This is a genomic window from Mesorhizobium sp. 10J20-29 (genome assembly GCF_054130485.1).
In genome coordinates, this window is the sequence record NZ_CP199156.1 from 4,909,875 (window position 1) to 4,927,426 (window position 17,552).

The 17,552-nt window shown below is 67.7% G+C and carries 19 protein-coding genes; 9 read left to right on the forward strand and 10 right to left on the reverse strand.

Annotated features, from left to right (window positions below; translation table 11 throughout):
- Window positions 1-113: 113 nt before the first annotated feature.
- The gene (locus ACT2BZ_RS23555) at window positions 114-338 is read right to left on the reverse strand and encodes a hypothetical protein (RefSeq protein WP_457938257.1); all 225 of its coding nucleotides are present in this window, start codon (window positions 336-338) and stop codon (window positions 114-116) included.
- A gap of 69 nt (window positions 339-407) precedes the next feature.
- Complete coding sequence (locus ACT2BZ_RS23560) at window positions 408-983, reverse strand: HutD/Ves family protein (RefSeq protein WP_457941423.1); 576 nt, start codon at window positions 981-983, stop codon at window positions 408-410.
- Window positions 984-1,302: 319 nt separating this feature from the next.
- On the opposite strand from ACT2BZ_RS23560, the gene ACT2BZ_RS23565 reads away from it, so the two are divergent.
- The 4 genes from ACT2BZ_RS23565 to ACT2BZ_RS23580 are packed head-to-tail and all read left to right on the forward strand — an operon-like array spanning window position 1,303 to window position 4,889.
- Window positions 1,303-2,214: a metal ABC transporter substrate-binding protein gene (locus ACT2BZ_RS23565; protein ID WP_457938259.1), complete on the forward strand. Its 912-nt coding sequence runs from the start codon at window positions 1,303-1,305 to the stop codon at window positions 2,212-2,214.
- Between the two features lie 46 nt (window positions 2,215-2,260).
- Window positions 2,261-3,154 carry a manganese/iron ABC transporter ATP-binding protein gene (locus ACT2BZ_RS23570; protein ID WP_457941424.1) on the forward strand — a complete coding sequence of 298 codons (894 nt, stop codon included), beginning with the start codon at window positions 2,261-2,263 and terminating at the stop codon, window positions 3,152-3,154.
- A gap of 35 nt (window positions 3,155-3,189) precedes the next feature.
- Window positions 3,190-4,029, forward strand: coding sequence for a metal ABC transporter permease (locus tag ACT2BZ_RS23575; protein WP_457941425.1), 840 nt, complete (start codon window positions 3,190-3,192; stop codon window positions 4,027-4,029).
- On the forward strand, window positions 4,029-4,889 hold the full coding sequence (locus ACT2BZ_RS23580) for a metal ABC transporter permease (protein ID WP_457938260.1): 861 nt from the start codon (window positions 4,029-4,031) through the stop codon (window positions 4,887-4,889). Before ACT2BZ_RS23575 ends, ACT2BZ_RS23580 begins: the two co-directional genes overlap by 1 nt.
- A gap of 21 nt (window positions 4,890-4,910) precedes the next feature.
- On the opposite strand, the gene ACT2BZ_RS23585 is transcribed toward ACT2BZ_RS23580, so the two are convergent.
- Complete coding sequence (locus tag ACT2BZ_RS23585) at window positions 4,911-7,358, reverse strand: cupin domain-containing protein (protein ID WP_457938261.1); 2,448 nt, start codon at window positions 7,356-7,358, stop codon at window positions 4,911-4,913.
- Between the two features lie 198 nt (window positions 7,359-7,556).
- Window positions 7,557-8,018, reverse strand: coding sequence for a DUF1772 domain-containing protein (locus ACT2BZ_RS23590; protein ID WP_457938263.1), 462 nt, complete (start codon window positions 8,016-8,018; stop codon window positions 7,557-7,559).
- A gap of 162 nt (window positions 8,019-8,180) precedes the next feature.
- Between ACT2BZ_RS23590 and ACT2BZ_RS23595 the strand changes: the two genes are divergently transcribed.
- Entirely contained in the window at window positions 8,181-8,426 is a 246-nt protein-coding gene (locus tag ACT2BZ_RS23595; protein ID WP_457938264.1) for a hypothetical protein, read from the forward strand.
- A gap of 13 nt (window positions 8,427-8,439) precedes the next feature.
- On the opposite strand, the gene hutC is transcribed toward ACT2BZ_RS23595, so the two are convergent.
- From hutC to ACT2BZ_RS23615, 4 genes are all read right to left on the reverse strand, one after another.
- A complete protein-coding gene (gene hutC / locus ACT2BZ_RS23600; RefSeq protein ID WP_457938265.1) occupies window positions 8,440-9,192 on the reverse strand; it encodes a histidine utilization repressor in 753 nt (250 codons plus the stop codon).
- Window positions 9,185-10,000: an ABC transporter ATP-binding protein gene (locus tag ACT2BZ_RS23605; RefSeq protein ID WP_457938267.1), complete on the reverse strand. Its 816-nt coding sequence runs from the start codon at window positions 9,998-10,000 to the stop codon at window positions 9,185-9,187. The genes hutC and ACT2BZ_RS23605 overlap by 8 nt, the downstream gene beginning before the upstream one ends.
- Complete coding sequence (locus ACT2BZ_RS23610) at window positions 9,997-10,770, reverse strand: ABC transporter permease (protein WP_457938268.1); 774 nt, start codon at window positions 10,768-10,770, stop codon at window positions 9,997-9,999. The genes ACT2BZ_RS23605 and ACT2BZ_RS23610 overlap by 4 nt, the downstream gene beginning before the upstream one ends.
- 72 nt (window positions 10,771-10,842) lie before the next feature.
- Entirely contained in the window at window positions 10,843-11,793 is a 951-nt protein-coding gene (locus ACT2BZ_RS23615) for an ABC transporter substrate-binding protein (RefSeq protein ID WP_457938269.1), read from the reverse strand.
- A gap of 284 nt (window positions 11,794-12,077) precedes the next feature.
- Between ACT2BZ_RS23615 and ACT2BZ_RS23620 the strand changes: the two genes are divergently transcribed.
- Window positions 12,078-12,722, forward strand: coding sequence for a DUF1326 domain-containing protein (locus ACT2BZ_RS23620; protein ID WP_457938270.1), 645 nt, complete (start codon window positions 12,078-12,080; stop codon window positions 12,720-12,722).
- 6 nt (window positions 12,723-12,728) lie between these two features.
- Window positions 12,729-13,544: a DUF2182 domain-containing protein gene (locus ACT2BZ_RS23625; protein ID WP_457938272.1), complete on the forward strand. Its 816-nt coding sequence runs from the start codon at window positions 12,729-12,731 to the stop codon at window positions 13,542-13,544.
- A gap of 4 nt (window positions 13,545-13,548) precedes the next feature.
- Here the strand turns inward: ACT2BZ_RS23625 and ACT2BZ_RS23630 are convergent, their stop codons facing one another.
- A complete protein-coding gene (locus ACT2BZ_RS23630) occupies window positions 13,549-14,052 on the reverse strand; it encodes a hypothetical protein (RefSeq protein ID WP_457938274.1) in 504 nt (167 codons plus the stop codon).
- 182 nt (window positions 14,053-14,234) lie between these two features.
- On the opposite strand from ACT2BZ_RS23630, the gene ACT2BZ_RS23635 reads away from it, so the two are divergent.
- Window positions 14,235-15,251, forward strand: coding sequence for an alpha/beta fold hydrolase (locus ACT2BZ_RS23635; RefSeq protein ID WP_457938275.1), 1,017 nt, complete (start codon window positions 14,235-14,237; stop codon window positions 15,249-15,251).
- Between the two features lie 27 nt (window positions 15,252-15,278).
- Here ACT2BZ_RS23635 and ACT2BZ_RS23640 read toward each other — a convergent pair whose 3' ends face one another.
- On the reverse strand, window positions 15,279-16,586 hold the full coding sequence (locus ACT2BZ_RS23640; protein ID WP_457938276.1) for a DUF930 domain-containing protein: 1,308 nt from the start codon (window positions 16,584-16,586) through the stop codon (window positions 15,279-15,281).
- 164 nt (window positions 16,587-16,750) lie between these two features.
- On the opposite strand from ACT2BZ_RS23640, the gene ACT2BZ_RS23645 reads away from it, so the two are divergent.
- Window positions 16,751-17,533: a BA14K family protein gene (locus ACT2BZ_RS23645; RefSeq protein ID WP_457938277.1), complete on the forward strand. Its 783-nt coding sequence runs from the start codon at window positions 16,751-16,753 to the stop codon at window positions 17,531-17,533.
- Window positions 17,534-17,552: the final 19 nt, after the last annotated feature.

Sequence of the window (17,552 nt, forward strand, 5' to 3'; positions counted from 1 at the left end):
GCTGCAAGCGCGGGTTCGGCGTCTCCGCGAAGCGCCGCCCCGACTGTCTTCTACCCGGCCCCTCGCCCGCCGCGCTGCCGCACGGTCGGAACCGGCGGCCGGGCGTGCCGGCGTCAGCCGCCTTCGGTGCGGCTGCGGCGCTCCTCGCGCATGTCCTTCAGCAGCTGCGCCAGGATCGACTTCATGTCCTCATGCTCCGGACCATCCCGCTTGACCACCCAGGAGGCCTTGCGCTGGTGCCAGGCCGGGGCGGCGGCGCGCAGCGCGGCCGTGAACGCTTTGGGATCGACCCCAACCGCCTCGGCCATTTCGGTGGCGGAAATCTTGATTATCGCCATTGGCGTCTCCCTCTTTCCTGTCCAGCATATCGCATTTGATCGCCGAACGAGATGCCATTGCGACGATATTCACACGGAAACGTCGCGCCCGATTGCCGCAACATAAAATCGCGCTTTCCCCTCCACGCGCAAGGCTTCCGGCCCGACGATCGCCGCGTCGAGCGGTCCAAGCCGCGCCGTCTCGCCGGACGACGTGACGAGAAGCTCTCCCGAATGGCAAAGCAGGAGCACCGTCTCGGCAGCGACCGGCAGTTCTGCGGCGCCGTCGAGCTCATGCCGGTACAGCCGGTGCTGCAGCCGTCCGCGCCTGGTCATCACGTTGAGATCCGTGATCGGACCCGCGATCAGCATCGCCCGCGTCGGCAGGTCGGCTGGAAAGGCCAGCGGTTCGCTCTGGCCGAGCAGCTCGGCCGGCTCCCTGCCCTCGACCGCCAGGATCAGCCCGGCACCGTCGAGCACGGCGAGCGTCCGGTCGATGCCGTCGAAACCCGAAAAGGGCCCGTCCGTCTCGACCCTGGCCATCGAGACGCGCCAGTCGAAGTCGCCGAGCCCTGCATCCGGCGGAGACACCGCCACTTCCGTCGTCTCGCCGCCGCCGTTCTTCCAGGCCATCCGCCGGTGGTCGGCGGCGCGCAGAACCTGCATCTCTTTCCCTTTCCGCATGTCTTGCTCCAGTCGTTCGCCCGGCCGAGGCCTGTCTCAACGCGTCTCGCTGATGCGGTCAACAGCTCCGCCACGCCCGCACAGCCGGGAGTTCAGGGCGACAGCGACGTGCGCGGCACCGCGACCGGCAACCCGCATCTGCCAGATATCGGCTGTTCGCCGCCATGCCAACACCCGCGCCGTGCCCCCGCTGCCAGCACGAAAAGCCCCGCCCGGCGAATGCGTGCAATTCGGCTGGCGCCCAGTTGCAATTGATTTGCAAAAGCATATGTTGATAGCATCTGCTTCAGGAGCCTCCCGCATGCCGCCCATCCGCCTCACCGTCCTGGCCGCCCTTGCCACGCTGGCGCTCGCCGCCTCCGGCTTTCAGGCACAGGCGTCCGGCGACCGACTGAAGGTCGTCACCACCTTCACCGTCATTGCCGACATGGCCACGAACGTCGCCGGCGACGCCGCCGACGTCGTCTCGATCACCAAGCCGGGTGCGGAGATCCACGGCTACGAGCCCACCCCGCAGGACATCGTGCGCGCCCATGGCGCCGACCTCATCCTGTGGAACGGCCTCAACCTCGAGCGCTGGTTCGAGCAGTTCGTCGCCAATCTGGGCGACGTGCCCTCGGTCGTGCTGACCGACGGCATCGACGCCATCCCGGTCGCCTCCGGCGCCTATGAGGGCCAGTCCAACCCGCATGCCTGGATGGGCGCCGACAACGCCGCCATCTACATCGACAACATCGCGAAGGCGCTCGCCGAGCACGACCCGGAGAACGCCGCCGTCTATGCCGCCAACGCCCAGGCATACAAGGAGAAGATCCACGCCGTCGTCGAGCCGCTGCGCGCCGAAATCGCCACCATCCCCGAAGACAAGCGCTGGCTCGTCACCTGCGAAGGCGCCTTTAGCTACCTCGCCCGCGACTTCGGCCTGAAGGAGCTCTATCTCTGGCCGATGAACGCCGACCAGGTCGGCACGCCGCAGCAGGTCCGTTCCGTCATCGACGGCGTCAGGAAGCACAAGATTCCGGTCGTGTTCTGCGAAAGCACAGTCAACACCTCGCCGGCCGAGCAGGTCGCGCGCGAAACCGGAGCGGCCTATGGTGGCGTGCTCTATGTCGACAGCCTGAGCGAGCCGGACGGTCCGGTGCCGACCTATCTTGATCTCCTGAAAGTCACCTCGCAGACCGTCGCGGCGGGACTGACCAAACATACGAACTGACCGAGCGGCCCAACCAAGAAGGACCTTTTCCTTGCTGCAGACAGCCATCCCCGATGCCAAGGGCAAACCGGTGGAAAGCAATCCGGACGGCATTCTTGCGCGTGACGTGACCGTCACCTACCGCAACGGCCACACCGCGCTGCACGACGCGAGTTTCGAGATCCCCACAGGCACCATCACCGCGCTGGTCGGCGTCAACGGCGCCGGCAAGTCGACGCTTTTCAAGGCCATCATGGGCTTTCTGCCGGTCGCCCGCGGCGAGATCCGCCTGCTCGGCCGCTCGGTGCGCGACGTGCTGCGCGACAACCTCGTCGCCTATGTGCCGCAGGCCGAGGAGGTCGACTGGACCTTTCCGGTGCTGGTCGAGGACGTCGTCATGATGGGCCGCTACGGGCATATGGGCTTCCTGCGCCGTCCCGCCCGCGCCGACCACGCCGCCGTCGATGACGCACTGACCCGCGTCAACATGCAGGAGTTCCGCAAGCGCCAGATCGGCGAACTGTCCGGCGGCCAGCGCAAGCGCGTCTTCCTCGCCCGCGCGCTCGCCCAGGACGCCCGCGTCATCCTGCTCGACGAGCCCTTCACCGGCGTCGACGTCAAGACCGAGGACCAGATCGTCGCCCTGCTGCGCGAGCTGCGCGACGAAGGCCGCATCATGCTGGTCTCGACCCACAATCTGGGCTCCGTGCCGGAGTTCTGCGACCGCACCATTCTGGTCAAGGGCACGGTGCTCGCCTATGGCCCGACCGAAACCACCTTCACCCGCGAGAACCTCGAGCGTGCCTTCGGCGGCGTGCTGCGCCACTTCACCATCGGCGGCTCCGACCTGCACGACGACGAGGACCCGCGCCAGATCAGCATCATCACCGACGACGAGCGCCCGCTCGTCCACTACGGCGACCAGACCCGCCGCACCTCCGACGAGGGCTCCACCTCGTGATCGAGCTTCTGCTCCAGCCCTTCTCCTATTCCTACATGGTCAACGCCATGTGGGTATCGGCGCTCGTCGGCGGCGTCTGCGCCTTCCTCTCGGCCTACCTGATGCTCAAGGGCTGGTCGCTGATCGGCGACGCGCTCAGCCATTCCGTCGTGCCGGGTGTTGCCGGCGCCTTCATGCTCGGCCTGCCCTTCTCGCTCGGCGCCTTCATCGCCGGCGGTCTGGCAGCCGGCTCCATGCTCTTCCTCAGCGACCGTTCCGGGCTGAAGATCGACGTCATCATCGGCATCATCTTCACCTCCTTCTTCGGCCTCGGCCTGTTCATGATCTCGGTCAACCCGACCTCGATCAGCGTCCAGACCATCATCATGGGCAACATCCTGGCCATCACCCCGCAGGACACGCTGCAGATGGCCATCATCGGCTTCGTCTCGCTGGCCGTGCTGCTCGCCAAGTGGAAGGACCTGATGGTCACCTTCTTCGACGAGAACCACGCCCGCTCGATCGGCCTGCGCCCTGACATCCTGAAAGCCGTCTTCTTCGTGCTTCTGTCGGCGGCCATCGTCGCCGCCATGATTACCGTGGGCGCCTTCCTCGTCATCGCCATGGTGGTGACGCCCGGCGCCACCGCCTATCTCCTCAGCGACCGGTTTCCGCGCGTCATCACGCTCGCCGTCATCATCGGCACGCTGACCAGCCTGGTCGGCGCCTATCTCAGCTATTTCCTCGACGGCGCCACCGGCGGCGTCATCGTCACGCTGCAGACGCTGATCTTCCTCACCGCCTTCTTCCTGGCCCCCAAGCACGGCCTCCTCGCTACCCGCCGCAAGGCCGCCGAGGCCCTTGCCCGGCCCTCCGCTTCCGAGGGAGCGCTCTGATGACCGTCGAGAACCTGCTCCTGCCCTTCCAGTTCCCCTTCATGCAGAACGCCTTCTGGGTCGTGCTGCTGGTCGCGCCGCCGACCGCGCTGCTCTCCTGCTTTCTCGTCCTCAAAGGCTGGGCGCTGATGGGCGATGCGGTCAGCCATGCCGTGCTGCCGGGCGTCGTGCTCGCCTGGATCGTCGGCATACCCCTGATCGTCGGGGCCTTTGCCGCCGGCATGAGTTGCGCGCTTTTGACCGGCTACCTGTCGCACAACAGCCGGGTGAAGCAGGACACCGTCATGGGCGTGGTCTTCTCCGGCATGTTCGCCGTCGGAATCATCCTCTTCACCTCGATCCACACCAACCAGCACCTCGACCACATCCTGTTCGGCAACATGCTGGGCATCGGCACCGACGATCTCTGGACCTCGGGCCTCATCGGCCTCGTCGTCTCTGCCGTCCTGCTCCTCAAGTGGAAGGACTTTCTACTGCACGCTTTCGACCCGGCACAGGCCCAGGCGTCGGGCCTGCGCACCGGCCTCCTGCACTACGGCCTTCTGTCGATCCTCTCGCTCACCATCGTCGCCACGCTGAGCTCGGTCGGCCTGATCCTCGCCGTCGCGCTGCTCGTCACGCCGGGCGCCATCGCCTTCCTCGTGGTGCGCTCCTTCGGCTGGATGCTCTTCGTGGCCGTGCTGGTCTGCACCGCGGCCATGCTCGCCGGTACCTATATGAGCTTCTTCCTCGACAGCGCGCCGGCACCGACCATCGTGCTGGTCCTGAGCGCCGCCTTCATCCTCGCCTTCCTGCGCCGCCTCTGGCTGACGCGCAGCAACTCCCGGCTCATGGCGGAGGCCGGCGGCGAACCGGCCTGACCGGCTGCCCCCGCGCCGGTTTCAGGCGTGGAACTCGAACACCAGATAGCGTGCCGGCACCGTTCCCGGGTTGCTCAGCCCATGCTCTTCACCGGCAGCGCTGAACGCCGTGCCGCCCGGCCCGATGCGCTGGCCGAGCGTCTCCACCTCGCCCGAAAACACGATGATTGCCACGTCGTGCCGGTCGACATGCGCGGGATAGCCCTTGCCTGGAGCCATCGTCGTGACATGCGCATGCAGCTTCGTCAGGAAGCCCGTAGGCCCCTCGAACAGTTTCGGCATCGAGATCGGCTTTTCGTCTGCCGCCACTCTGCCGATGTCGAGTACCAGCGTGCCGAGCTGCTTTTCGGTTTCCTTCGGCGCTCCGCGCCATTTCAGCATCACATAGGTCACCGGCTGCGCGGACACGTTGCGGATCGTGTGGAACTGGTAGGCCGGATAGTAGGCCAGCCCCCCGGCACGCAGCGTTTCGACCCGCGGCGCGGCGTCCTCTGCCGCCTGCGGAATGACGATCTCGGCCTCGCCGTCGAGAACCACCAGCAACTCCTCCTCGACATGGTGATGCGGCGGATGCGGCGAGTGCCCCGGGGCAAGCACCGAGACATGCGATTCCATGTCGGGCGCATTGGACGTCGCGCCGCGCAGGATGTGGAACGGCGAAAAGCCCTCCGCCCCGGCCTCGAGCCCGGCGTTCTGGCTGACCACCGAGCCGACCGGCGCCTGGCCATGCGGCCGCCCGGGCATTTCCGCGGCCGGCCGCGCTCCGACCAGCACCGGCAGGCAGGTCGCCCGGCGATCGGTCAGCCGGAACGGCCAGTCGGAACTGCCCGGCTCCTGGATCGGCACTTCCGCGCCGGCCCGCGCATATTGCAGCAGCAGCGCCGTCCGCTTCGCCGTGCCGGTGTTCAGCGAGCCGTGCCAGATGCGCCCGTCCATGAACAGCGCGTCGCCGTCGCCCATTGCCGGCTGCACCAGTTCCGCCGCGCCGTCCCGCTGGCGGGCCAGCGCCAGGATCCTGTCGTTGCCGGTCGTCTCGCGCGCCAGCCCGGTCTCGTGCATCACCTGCTGCACCGGCGTCCCGAACAGGTGCGAGCGGGTGATCATGGCCAGCGCCGAGTCCCGCGAGGTCCCCTCGAGCCCGATCCAGACCGAGACGAAGCCGCCGGCCGGCGCGCTGCTCTCGATGTCGGTATGCACGAGATGCGCCTGCCCAGGCTTGCGCTCGACCACGCTCGCTCCCCACAGCACCACGTCGGGCCCGAGCAGGTCCGCGAGCCTGTCGAGAATCTGCGGCCGCATCGCCAGGTCGTGAAAGAACGGATCGACCACGGCGCGGTCCTTCGGCCATTCCGGTGTCGGCTCTCGCCCGCCGAAGCGGTAGTGCCGCAGGATGAGGTCGCACTGCTCGCGCGTGAACAGCCGGATCGGCCCGGCAAATCCGTCGCGCGCCAGGTCCCTGGCGATGGCGCTCTCCGGCGCGGCGGGTTTCCACCCGGCCGCTGTCCGGCGTGAAGCCTCCCGGGCGGATCGATGGCGGAGCCGCCCCAGGCCGGTCAGGATGGCGCGAGCTGCCGTGCTGGCGGCGCGCAGCGGAGCCGTCACCCGCCAGCTGTGCGAGGCCAGCATCTCCTGCCTGGCAGCCGTGCTGGCCGCCAGCATGGTCTTCAGCTTCTGGATTTCGGCGTTGCGCTCCTTCAGCGTCTTTTCGAACCCGCTCTTCAGCTCGGCGATCTGGCGAACCCTGTCGGGAAAGACGAAGGGAATCTTGCGGTCATTGCGGTGCGGCCAGCTGTGGAACCAGGAGTGCTTGTTGTCCTCGACGATGACATGCGGCGTCAGTTTCGCCTCGCGCAGCGCCACGTTGATCGACAGCTGGTCGCGTCTGGAGTAGCGCAGGATATGGGCCGACCACACCTCGCACATCTGGCGGACCGCCGGGTCGGCGTGGTCGCGCAGCATGATGCCGTTCCAGTAGACCGGCTCGTCCAGAACCCCCTTGTAGCTGCTCGCATAGTGCTCGCGCTGTTCGGTCACGCGCGCCGGATCGTCGATCCCTTGTCGCGCGATCACGTCGAATTCGTCGCTCAGCCGCTCACGGAAGCTGTGCGCGGGCAAGACCATCGGCGTACCGCCGAAATAGCGCTCGAAGATCGCTTCGGGCGGCGCCGACAGCACGACCGTGTTGTCCATGTAGATCGACGCGTCGAACTCCGGCAGCACGCGGTGCGCCATGATCTTCAGCAGCCGCTGGCTGCGCACCGGGTCGCCAGGAAACTCCGGCTTCACCAGCCTGATCTCCCAGCTTTCGCTGGTCAGTTCCGGGTCGTCGGTCAGGCAGATGAAGGGGATGGAGGAGTCCTCCGCCATCGGCTGCTCGTTCAGCCTCTCGTACCGGCCGATAATGGAGGTATAGACGCAGCGCCGCGAAGCGGCAGCCGCACGCCCGGCAGGGCTCTTGTGGTTGTTCATGCCTGGATCCGGAATGGACGCAATGACGCGACACTAGGGGGTTTCGCGCCAGGATTGAAGCATTTCGCAAGGATACCCCCAGCCTGTCGGGAGCGCCCGGCCCGGCCAGGTAAATCGAAACGCTACCGCGCGGCTGCCTGCGCGCCGCTCATCCCCGCATCGTCTCTGGCGGTAGACGACGAGACCTGCGCGTCTCCGTCAGGTAGCCCGGCCGGCGGTGGTTTCGCAGCCGATCAGCGCCCGGCCCGTCGCAAGCAGGGCGGCAAACAGGATCGCCGCGTTGGTCGCGTGGCCATACTCCCATGCGCGACGCAGCGCCTGCCAGCCATCGGGCGCCGCGGTCCAGTTGGCGGTCGCCTGGTTGCCGGGAAACACGAAGCCGAAGAACACGCCAAGGCTGACGACGATCAGCGAGGCAGCAACCAGCGCGTATCCGGCAGCACCGCCGCCGCGCCTGCGCTCGGCGACATACAGCGCGATGTTGGCGATGATCGCCCCGGCAATCGGCACGATGAACAAGGCCCAGCCGGCATAGATGCCCTGTACGGTGAAATAGGCGTCCTGCTCGAGATCGATCTTGCCCGGCAGTTCGAAGAGATGCGCGCCGCTCGGCACCAGGGTCAGCGCCGTCAGCGCAAGTGCCGTGAGTTTCAGGATCATGATCTTCTCCCATCCGTTTGCGTTTGGGACAGGGGCTGAACGCGGTCTCCCTGCCGCCGTTCCACCCGCAAGACCTTCCCCAGCGTCAATCATCCTTGCCAGTCCGTGCCCATGTCCCCATAATCGGGTCGAAATTCCTGGTATGCGCATGGGAGGGAAGACATGACCGACCGGAATGTTCACCAGCGCCTCGCTGCAGTCCTTTGCAGTTCGGCCCTTGTTCTGTCTGCCGCCATTGCCACGGTTTCGGCCAAGACGGTCGTCATCCAGCGAACCCACATCTACGTCTACACGCTGCCCAAGGGCTGCGTGAAGACCACCTACAGCGGTGGCGTGGTCGTCTGGAAATGCGGCTCCATCTACTACCAGCCCTATGAGGGCCGCTACGTCCGCGTCTACATAAACTAGCCGCCCGACCGCCTCAGCCCTTGGCGAACTGCGCCACCAGCTCGTGGCTGTCGCCGGGATAGACCAGCGTCGCATGGGTGATCGGCGCGTCGCCGCTACGCGTGCGCCGCTCGATCACCAGGCAGGCGCTTCCCGGTGCGATCTGCAGCGTCTGCGCATCCGCGGCAGTCGCGTTTTCCGCCCGGATCCGGTGTTCCGCCAGACTCCACGGCACCTTGCTCAGCAGCCAGGTTCCGGGCGGCGCCTCCTCGAACATTTCACCCGCCGCCTCCGGCACCGTCGCCAGGCAGATCAGCCGCCGCTCCAGGCAGAACGGTCGCTCGCCGGCATAGTGCACGCATACCGTCTCCAGCACCTCTGCCGGCAGCGGCAGGTCGATGCGGTCGCGGTCGGCTTCCGTCAGCGGCCTGAGGCGCCGCTCGACGATGCTGTAGCGGTAGGGCAGGCCCAGCGCCTGCACCTCGCGCCGCAAATCGTTGATCTCCATAACCGCCGACTGCACATGCGGAAAGCGCACATAGGTGCCGGCCTTGCGGCGCCGCTCGATCAGCCCCTTGCGCACCAGTTCGCCCAGCGCCTTGTTGACCGTCATGCGCGAGCAGCCATAGCTCGCCATCAGCTCGTGTTCGAAGGGGATGCGGTGGCCGGGCGGCCAGTCGCCCGACAGGATGCGGCCCTCGACGTCGTTGAGGATGCGCTGGTGCAGCGACAGCGGCCGCCCGGAGGCGGTCGGCGCGTCGTCCGCCTGGCGGGCGCTGTCAGCCATGCGCCGCCGCGGCGATCGCCTCGCTGCGGATCTCCTCGGTCAGCTTCAGCCTCAGCGCCGAAAACTCAGGCGTCGCCTTGATCGTGTAGTGGCGCGGATGCGGAAGGTCGACCGGCGTGATCGACTTGATGCGCCCGGGCCTTGCCGTCATCGTCACCACGCGCGAGGCCATGAACACCGCCTCCTCGATGTCGTGCGTCACGAAGATCACCGTCTTCTGCTCGCGCTCCCAGATGCCGAGCAGCAGCTCCTGCATCAGCCCGCGCGTCTGGTTGTCGAGCGCCCCGAACGGCTCGTCGAGCAGAAGGATCTTCGGGTCGTTGGCGAGCGCCCGCGCAATCGCCGTGCGCTGCTGCATGCCGCCCGAAAGCTGCTTGGGCCAATGATGCTCGAAGCCGCGCAGGCCGACCTTGTCGATATAGCTGTCGACGATCTCGCGCCGTTCCTTCTCCGCCACGCCGCGCTCGCGCAGGCCGAAACCGACATTTTCGCGCACCGTCAGCCAGGGAAACAGCGTGTAGGACTGGAACACCATGCCGCGGTCCGCACCCGGCCCGCGCACCACCTTGCCCTCCAGCGCCACCGAGCCGGTCGTCGGGCTGTCTAGCCCAGCGATGATGCGCAGGAGCGTCGACTTCCCGCAGCCCGACGGCCCGAGCACGGTGACGAAGTCGTTTCGCGCAATGTCGAGATCGGTGGGCTGCAGCGCCACCGTCGGCTTGCCGCCATGGACGCCCGGAAAGGTCCGGCCGACGCCCTTGATCTGCAGTTCCACCGGCGCCGCCACAGTGCTGTCGGCCGCGCTCATGCCAGCCTCCAGGCAAACAGCCGGCGGTTCAGCGACTTGAAGGCGAAGTCCGAGACCAGCCCGATCAGCCCGATCACGATGATGCCGAAGATGATCTGGCCCGTCGCCAGCAGCGCCTGTGAATTGATGATCATGTAGCCGATGCCCGACGACGCGCCGATCAGCTCGGCGACGATGACGTAGGTCCAGGCCCAGCCGAGCACCAGCCGCAGCACCTCGGCGATATCGGGCGCATTGGCCGGGATCAGCACGCGCCGCACCACGCCGCTGTGGCTGGAGCCCAGCGTATAGGCCGCCTCGACGAGGTCGCGCCTTGTATTGGCCACCCCGACGGCGATCATCAGGATGATCTGGAACACCGCGCCGATGAAGATCACCAGCAGCTTCTGCGTCTCGCCGATGCCGGCCCACAGGATCAGCAGCGGTATGAAGGCCGAGGCCGGCAGGTAGCGGGCGAAGGAGACGAAGGGTTCGAGCAGCGCCTCGATCGGCTTGTAGGCGCCCATCGCGATGCCCACTGGCACGGCCACCAGCGAGGCGATGACGAAGCCGCCGATAACGCGCCATACCGTCATGCCGATATCGTAGCCAAAACCCTGGTTGACCATCAGGTCGTAGCCATCGGCCAGCATGGTCAGCGGGTCGGCAAGGAAGGTTTTGGAAACGAAGCCGCCGAGCGTGGCATAGGCCCAGCCGGAGAAAAACAGCACGAAGAACAGCAGTCCAAGCAGGAGCCGCGACGTGGTGCTGATGGGTTTCAGGGGCTGCATGGGACTCGCTATGCATGAAGGCGGGCGCCCGCCTGTCGCGGACGCCCGGACCTCATCGCCTTGTGAGGGATCTTACTTGATGTAGGACGTGTCGGCGAGGTTCGACAGGTCCGGCTTCTCCTTGATCACGCCCATGGTCAGCAGCAGGTCTGCGGCCTGTTCGCTGAAGGTCTTGAACGTGGTCTCGAAGAATTTCTGGTTGGCCGCCTTGTCCTGCCATTCGAGATTGGAGGCCGACTTGCCGAAGTCCTCGCCCGACTGCTTCACGTCGGCGCCCATGATCTCGTAGGACTTGTCCTTGTCCGACGCGATCATTTCGAGCGCCTCGAAGTAGCTGTTGGCCAGGGCCTGGGCTGCTTCCGGATTTTCTTTAAGGAAGGCCGGCGTGCAGCCGAACGTGTCCATCACCGCAGGATAATCAAGCGTCGTGGCGATGATCTTGCCCTTGTCGGGCTCGGCGCGAACCGACGAGAGGTAGGGCTCATAGGTCATGGCAGCGTCGTTCTGGCCGGCCAGGAATGCCTGCGCTGCCGGTCCGGGCTCCATGTTGACCACCTTCACGTCGTCGAGCGTCATGCCGTTCTCGGCAAGGATCCAGCCGAGGTAGAAATAGGGCGAGGTGCCGGGCGCTGAAGCCGCGACCGTCTTGCCCTTCAGGTCGGCGATGCTTTCGATGCCCGGGCGCACCACCATGCCGTCGGCGCCATGCGACATGTCGAGCTGGAAGATCTGCGTGGTGGCGACGCCGGCGGCGTTCCACACGATCCAGGTCTCGACCGTCGTTGCCGCGCACTGGATGTCGCCCGAAGCGAGCGCCAGGTGGCGGCTGGCCTGCGGCACCTTGACGATGTTCACGTCGAGGCCGTGCTTCTTGAAGATGCCGGCCTCCTTGGCGAGCGTCAGCGGCGCGAAACCGGTCCAGCCGGACATGCCGATCGAGACCGCCGTGTCGGCGGCGGCCGAGCCGGCGCCAAGGCCGAGTGACGCCGCCATCGAAGCGGCCAGTAGCCAAGATTTTTTCATGTGAGTTCCCCTGTTGTCGCTTTTCTGTGCAGGTGCTGGTAATGCCTTGTCTGAGGGCATAGTAGCCACGCCCCTTTTCTTTTGTCTAGACAAAATACCCGCCGCCACCACTGCGCCTCCAGCCTCGCGCAGCGCCTTGCCTGCCCGGCCCGGCCCGGAGCCACCGCGGCACGCCTCTTGCCGCCGCGGCCGCCGCTGTGGTCAATCCCGCCGCCTTTTGCTATGGTGGCCGCACTTCGGGACGGCATTCGCATTCAACTCAGCGGCAATGAGAGGATCGGGCCATGACACCGTGGGAAATCAGGGCCACCGAATTCACCAACTGCAACTGCGCCTATGGCTGCCCCTGCCAGTTCAACGCGCTGCCGACGCACGGCCATTGCTGCGCCGTCGCCAGCATCCGCGTCGACGAGGGCCATCACGGCGACACGCGGCTCGACGGCATCTGCTTCGGCGGCATTTTCGACTGGCCGGGCGCCATCCACGAGGGGCGCGGCCGCGCCCAGCCCTTCGTCGACGAGCGCGCCTCGGCTGGGCAGCGCGAGGCGTTGCTGCGCATCATGTCGGGCGAGGACACCGAACCGATGGCCACCATGTTCGCCGTCTTCGCCACCACCCTCGACACCGTCTTCGATCCGCTCTTCCTGCCGGTCGACTTCGCCGTCGACGTCGACAGGCGCACCGCGCGCGTCTCGGTGCCCGGCCTCTTCGAGACGACCGGCGAGCCGATCCGCAATCCGGTCACCGGCGACGAGCACCGCGCCCGCATCGACCTGCCGCACGGTTTCGAATACGAGATCGCCGAGATGGGTAGCGGCCGCTCCGTCACCGAGGGCAGCATCCGGCTGAAGCTCGCCGACAGCTATGGCCAGTTCGCCCATCTCCACCTCAACAACCAGGGCGTCGTCCGGCACCGCACCGCGGCCTGAGCCGCCATGGCGCGTGACGTCGCCGAAACCATCCTGCGGCGCGACCGCCAGGTCGTGCTTGCGGCGCTCGCCGTGGTGGTCGTCCTCGCCTGGGCCTGGCTGCTCGCCGGTTCGGGCACCGGCATGAGCATGCGCGCCATGACCACCGCCGCCTTCCCGCCGCCGGCCATGCGGTTCGACCCGCAGCCTTGGAGCCCGGCCCACGCCGCCATCATGCTCGCCATGTGGGCGGTGATGATGGTCGCCATGATGCTGCCGAGTGCGGCGCCCGTCATCCTGCTCTATGCACATGCCTGGCGCGGCGAACAGGGGCGCGGCCGCATCGCGCCCGGCCGCCCGCCGGTCGAAGCCTTCGTCGCCGGCTACCTGACGGTGTGGACCGGCTTTGCCGTCGTCGCCACCGCCCTGCAATACGGTCTCGAGCGAAGCGGGCTCGTGCACGGCATGCTGATGTGGAGCACCAGTCCCCTCCTTTCGGCCGCCCTTCTCGTCGCCGCCGGCCTCTACCAGGTGCTGCCCGCCAAGCAGGCCTGCCTCGTGCAGTGCCGCTCGCCCGCCGCCGTCATCGCCGGCCGCTTCCGGCCGGGCGGCCTGGCGGCATGGCGCATCGGCCTCGGCCATGGCCTGTTCTGCCTCGGCTGCTGCTGGGCGCTCATGGCGCTGCTCTTCGTCGGCGGCGTCATGAACCTCTTGTGGATTGCCGGCCTCACCCTCGTCATCGTCGCCGAAAAACTGCTCCCCGCCGGTCAGTTGCTGTCAAGGCTCTTCGGCGCCCTCATGATCCTCGCCGGCCTCGGGCTCGGCCTGGCCGGCCTAGCGTGACGGCTCAGAACCTCCGGCTGTCATAGGCCCAGTGCAGCAGCGCCTGGCGTTGCTTGGGCCGGCAGAAGATGTCGCCGCGCTCGCAGTTCTGGCGGATTTGCCCGATATGCCGCCGCATCGCGCGCCAGCGGCCGATCTGGCGCTTGTCTTCTGCCTCGATCCGCCGCCCGAGATAATAGCGGCAATACCACTGGAACCAGCCGCGCGGGTCGTCCGCGAAGATCCAGCCCTTCTCCCGCCAGACCGACAGCGGCTGGCTTGCATCGACCCTGAAGAAGTTGAGCATCGGGTCGCGCCGCTCCGGCGACAGCTTCGCTCCGTCGAACCAGTCCTTCGGGAACTCGCCCTGCGTGTCGGTCATGTACTTGCCGCCGAACACGCCGAGCGCCAGCATCTCCTTCGGCGTCAGCTCCGGCTCGAAACCCTCGCCGAATTCTTCGCCCTCCGCCGCGACGAGTTCGTAGCTGTAGCCCTGCTGCATGCGGTCCTTGACGTGGATGGTGCGCATTGTCCGGTCTCTCCTGCCTGCGCAATACGCGCCATGCGGGCTTTCGGATCAAGGGCGGGCCGCTCTTTGCGCGTTCCGGGCCGGTCCCCGCGCTGCCGCATCGGTCGTTTCCGGAAAAGCCGCAGGGCTCGGCATGACATGCTTCTGGCATCCATCCTCACCGGACTCAAAGGAGCGACACCATGGCAGACCACCCCCAGAACCCCCTTTCCCGCACCGGGACCGCATCGCTGTCGCGCCGCTCGCTGCTCGAGCTCGGCGGCGCAGCCCTCGCCGCCTCCGCTTTTGCATCCACCCTTCCCGCTCCGGCCAGGGCCGCCTCGGCAACCGGCGCCCCCGCCACCGCTTCAGCGGAGGCCGCGACCATCGTCACCGCGGACGGCGTCGAGATCTTCTACAAGGACTGGGGCCCGAAGGACGCGCAGCCGATCATGTTCCATCACGGCTGGCCGCTGTCGTCCGACGACTGGGACACGCAGATGCTGTTCTTCCTGCAGAACGGCTTTCGCGTCGTCGCGCATGACCGCCGCGGCCACGGCCGCTCGGCGCAGGTCAGCGACGGCCACGACATGGACCACTACGCCGCCGATGCCTTTGCGGTCGTCGAGGCGCTCGATCTCAGGAACGTCGTCCATATCGGCCATTCGACCGGCGGCGGGGAGGTCGCGCGCTACGTCGCTCGGCATGGCGAGCCGTCGGGCCGCGTCGCCAGGGCCATTCTGGTCGGGGCCATTCCCCCGCTGATGCTCAGGACCGCAGGCAATCCCGGGGGGCTGCCGATCGAGCTCTTCGACGGCTTCCGCAAGAGCCTCGCCGACAACCGCGCGCAATTCTATCGCGACATCCCCGAAGGTCCCTTCTACGGCTTCAACCGCGAGGGCGCCAAGGCCTATCCGGGCGTCGTCGACAACTGGTGGCGCCAGGGCATGATGGGCGCCGCCAAGGCGCATTACGACGGCATCAAGGCCTTTTCGGAGACCGACCAGACCAGCGACTTGGAAGCCATCTCGGTGCCGACGCTGGTGCTGCATGGCGATGACGACCAGCTCGTGCCGATCGCCAATTCGGCCCTGAAATCGGTCAAGCTTCTGAAGAACGGCACGCTGAAGGTCTACAAGGGCTTTCCGCACGGCATGCTGACCACCCATGCCGACGTCCTCAATCCCGACCTGCTGGCCTTCGTGAAGGCCTCGGCCTGAGGCCGAGGGGCGAACGCGGCCGCCCGCTTACTGGGCCGGCAGGCCGCGCCGCTTCCATTCGCTGCGCGGCAGCGGCTTGCCGACCCGGTAGGAAAAGCCGACCACCCGGGTCGCCTTGCCGTCGACCTCGCAGCGATAGCTGAGATCGAACCAGCGCCCGCCGGTCCTGAAAGCCGCCTTGGGCACGTCGAGCACATTGCCCTGTTCCAGCTTGTAGGCCGGCAATATGTCGGGATAGTAGGGCGGCAGGCCGCGCCTCAGCTCGTCGCGCAGTGCCGTCACGCAAAGCCGCCCGGCACGCACCCCGCGCGGCACGTCGCCCATCGCGGTCGTCGCCACGGCGTCGTCGCTCGCCTCCGGGGACAGCAGTTTCGTCACGTCCTTCGGCGTCTCGTCCGCGGCCCCGGCGGCATCGTCCGGCTTGGGCACCAGCGCCACCGATCCCGCCTCGCCCGCAGCGCCCCCCGGTGCCGCCGTCAGCACCTCTGACTGGCCGGCCGGCGTCTCGCCGTCTCCCGCCGTCGCCGCCGCTTCCTCGGCGCCGTCGCCATCGGGCGCCTCGCGCGGCCCGGCATCCTCTTCGCCGTAGCGCTCGACCGGCTGCAGCACGCCGACCTTCGGCGACCCCGCCTCGGTCTCGCCTTCAGCCGCCTGTTCGCCGCCAGCCTCGTCCTGCGCCGCCGCGTTCGCCTCGGACTGCTGTTCCTGCGTCTTGGCTTCCTCCGCCGCCCTGGCTTCCTCAATCGCCTTGGCCACGTCGTCCGCCTTGGCTTCGGCCGCCGCTTGTTCGGCCGCCTGTTGCGCGGCCTTTGCTGCTTCCTGCGCGGCTGCTTCCGCTGCTGCCTTGGCTTCCGCCGCAGCCTTCGCCTCGGCCTCTGCTTCAGCCGCCTTCTGTTCCTCTCGCCTTGCCGCCTCGGCAGCGGCCTGCTCGGCCTCCGCCGCCACCTGTTCCGCCGCCTGCGCTTCCGCCGCCGCCTTCGCCGCCTCCTGCTGCGCCGCGGCCTGCGCCTGCGCTGCCGCCTCGTCGCGTTCCGCCAGGATTTTCGCCGCTTCTTGCGCCGCCGCGGCCTCGGCTTCGGCCTGCGCCTGCTCCTCGGCTGTCGCCTCGGCAGGCTCCGCCGGCTGCGCCTCGGGTCGGGCCGCCTCCTCCGCCGCCTCCGGGGCAACCGCCTCCTCCGGCGCCGGCACCAGCTCGACGCTGATCGCCTGCTCTTCCTCGGGCTGCTGGTGCGACGACGGCAGGCCGAACAGCACCAGCGCGCCGAGCGCGAGGTGCACCACGAGCGAGGCCGGCAGGGCCCCGCCGAACATCAGGCGCTGGTCGTCATCCTTCATGAGGGACGCATGTGGCGCTAAAAGCGGGCGGCATCAAGTTGCCCGCCGCAGAATGCCGAAATCGTGCGGCAGCCGTCGCGCTCCGTCGGGAACCCAAAGCCCGGCCGGGCATTCCATTCGAGACCGGCAGGCGATCACCCTGCCGGGCTGGAATGGAGGAAGACGTGAAACCCATCTATGGCGCCCTCGCCGTCACCGCCGGTTTCGTGGCCTCGCTCGGCATGTTCGCCGTCGGCGCCGGAACCGCCGCCTATTTCATCGCCGTCGAGCCCGCGCACAAGCCGGGTCCCAGCGTCGACGTCGCCGATCTCTGGAGCGCGACGCCGCGCGCCGTCGACAGCGCCGACCAGGATCTCGAGCGCCTGCCGCCCCGCGTGACGCCGCCCAGGCTCGAGCCCACAACCGCCCCGGTGGTCGGCGGGCAGTATGCTGCCCTTCCGCAGGAGGCCGTCGACCGCCCCGCCGACATCGACCCCGCCACCACCGCGTCCCTGCCCGCGCAGCAGGACCAGCCGCCCATCGAGATCCTGTCGCAGCACGTCGCCTGGTGCTTCGACCGCTACCGCTCCTACCGCGTCGGCGACGACAGCTACACGCCCTATGCCGGCGGCCGCAGCCCCTGCATCTCGCCCTGGTCCGGCGAAATCGCCGCCTGGGCCGAGGGGTCGGAGCCGGGCCTCGCCACCGGCTACGAGAACGAACCCGAACCCGCTACCGACGGCGACCTCGAAGCCCGCTACCAGAACGCCATGGACGACGACAATGTGCTCGGCGGCCCCATCGTGCGCGGCGCGGAGTCCGTCGAACTGCTCTACGCCGCCGACGACACCGGCTACGGGCTCTCGAACGATCATGTCGAATATTGCTTCGCGCGCTATCGTTCCTACCGCCCCGAGGACAACAGCTACCAGCCCTATGGCGGCGGCCCCCGCAGGCAGTGCCGGTAAGCCGCCGGCACGCCGCAGG

Coding starts and splice junctions, on each gene's coding strand:
- ACT2BZ_RS23590 (WP_457938263.1), bottom strand. CDS start 8,018: ATGATCCTGAAACTCACGGCACTTGCGCTGACGGCGCTGACCCTGGTG.
- ACT2BZ_RS23605 (WP_457938267.1), bottom strand. CDS start 10,000: ATGAGCGCGGCCGACAGCACTGTGGCGGCGCCGGTGGAACTGCAGATC.
- ACT2BZ_RS23610 (WP_457938268.1), bottom strand. CDS start 10,770: ATGCAGCCCCTGAAACCCATCAGCACCACGTCGCGGCTCCTGCTTGGA.
- ACT2BZ_RS23630 (WP_457938274.1), bottom strand. CDS start 14,052: ATGCGCACCATCCACGTCAAGGACCGCATGCAGCAGGGCTACAGCTAC.
- ACT2BZ_RS23575 (WP_457941425.1), top strand. CDS start 3,190: ATGGTCAACGCCATGTGGGTATCGGCGCTCGTCGGCGGCGTCTGCGCC.
- ACT2BZ_RS23555 (WP_457938257.1), bottom strand. CDS start 338: ATGGCGATAATCAAGATTTCCGCCACCGAAATGGCCGAGGCGGTTGGG.
- ACT2BZ_RS23615 (WP_457938269.1), bottom strand. CDS start 11,793: ATGAAAAAATCTTGGCTACTGGCCGCTTCGATGGCGGCGTCACTCGGC.
- ACT2BZ_RS23580 (WP_457938260.1), top strand. CDS start 4,029: ATGACCGTCGAGAACCTGCTCCTGCCCTTCCAGTTCCCCTTCATGCAG.
- ACT2BZ_RS23620 (WP_457938270.1), top strand. CDS start 12,078: ATGACACCGTGGGAAATCAGGGCCACCGAATTCACCAACTGCAACTGC.
- ACT2BZ_RS23585 (WP_457938261.1), bottom strand. CDS start 7,358: ATGAACAACCACAAGAGCCCTGCCGGGCGTGCGGCTGCCGCTTCGCGG.
- hutC (WP_457938265.1), bottom strand. CDS start 9,192: ATGGCTGACAGCGCCCGCCAGGCGGACGACGCGCCGACCGCCTCCGGG.
- ACT2BZ_RS23640 (WP_457938276.1), bottom strand. CDS start 16,586: ATGAAGGATGACGACCAGCGCCTGATGTTCGGCGGGGCCCTGCCGGCC.
- ACT2BZ_RS23595 (WP_457938264.1), top strand. CDS start 8,181: ATGACCGACCGGAATGTTCACCAGCGCCTCGCTGCAGTCCTTTGCAGT.
- ACT2BZ_RS23635 (WP_457938275.1), top strand. CDS start 14,235: ATGGCAGACCACCCCCAGAACCCCCTTTCCCGCACCGGGACCGCATCG.
- ACT2BZ_RS23565 (WP_457938259.1), top strand. CDS start 1,303: ATGCCGCCCATCCGCCTCACCGTCCTGGCCGCCCTTGCCACGCTGGCG.
- ACT2BZ_RS23625 (WP_457938272.1), top strand. CDS start 12,729: ATGGCGCGTGACGTCGCCGAAACCATCCTGCGGCGCGACCGCCAGGTC.
- ACT2BZ_RS23560 (WP_457941423.1), bottom strand. CDS start 983: ATGCAGGTTCTGCGCGCCGCCGACCACCGGCGGATGGCCTGGAAGAAC.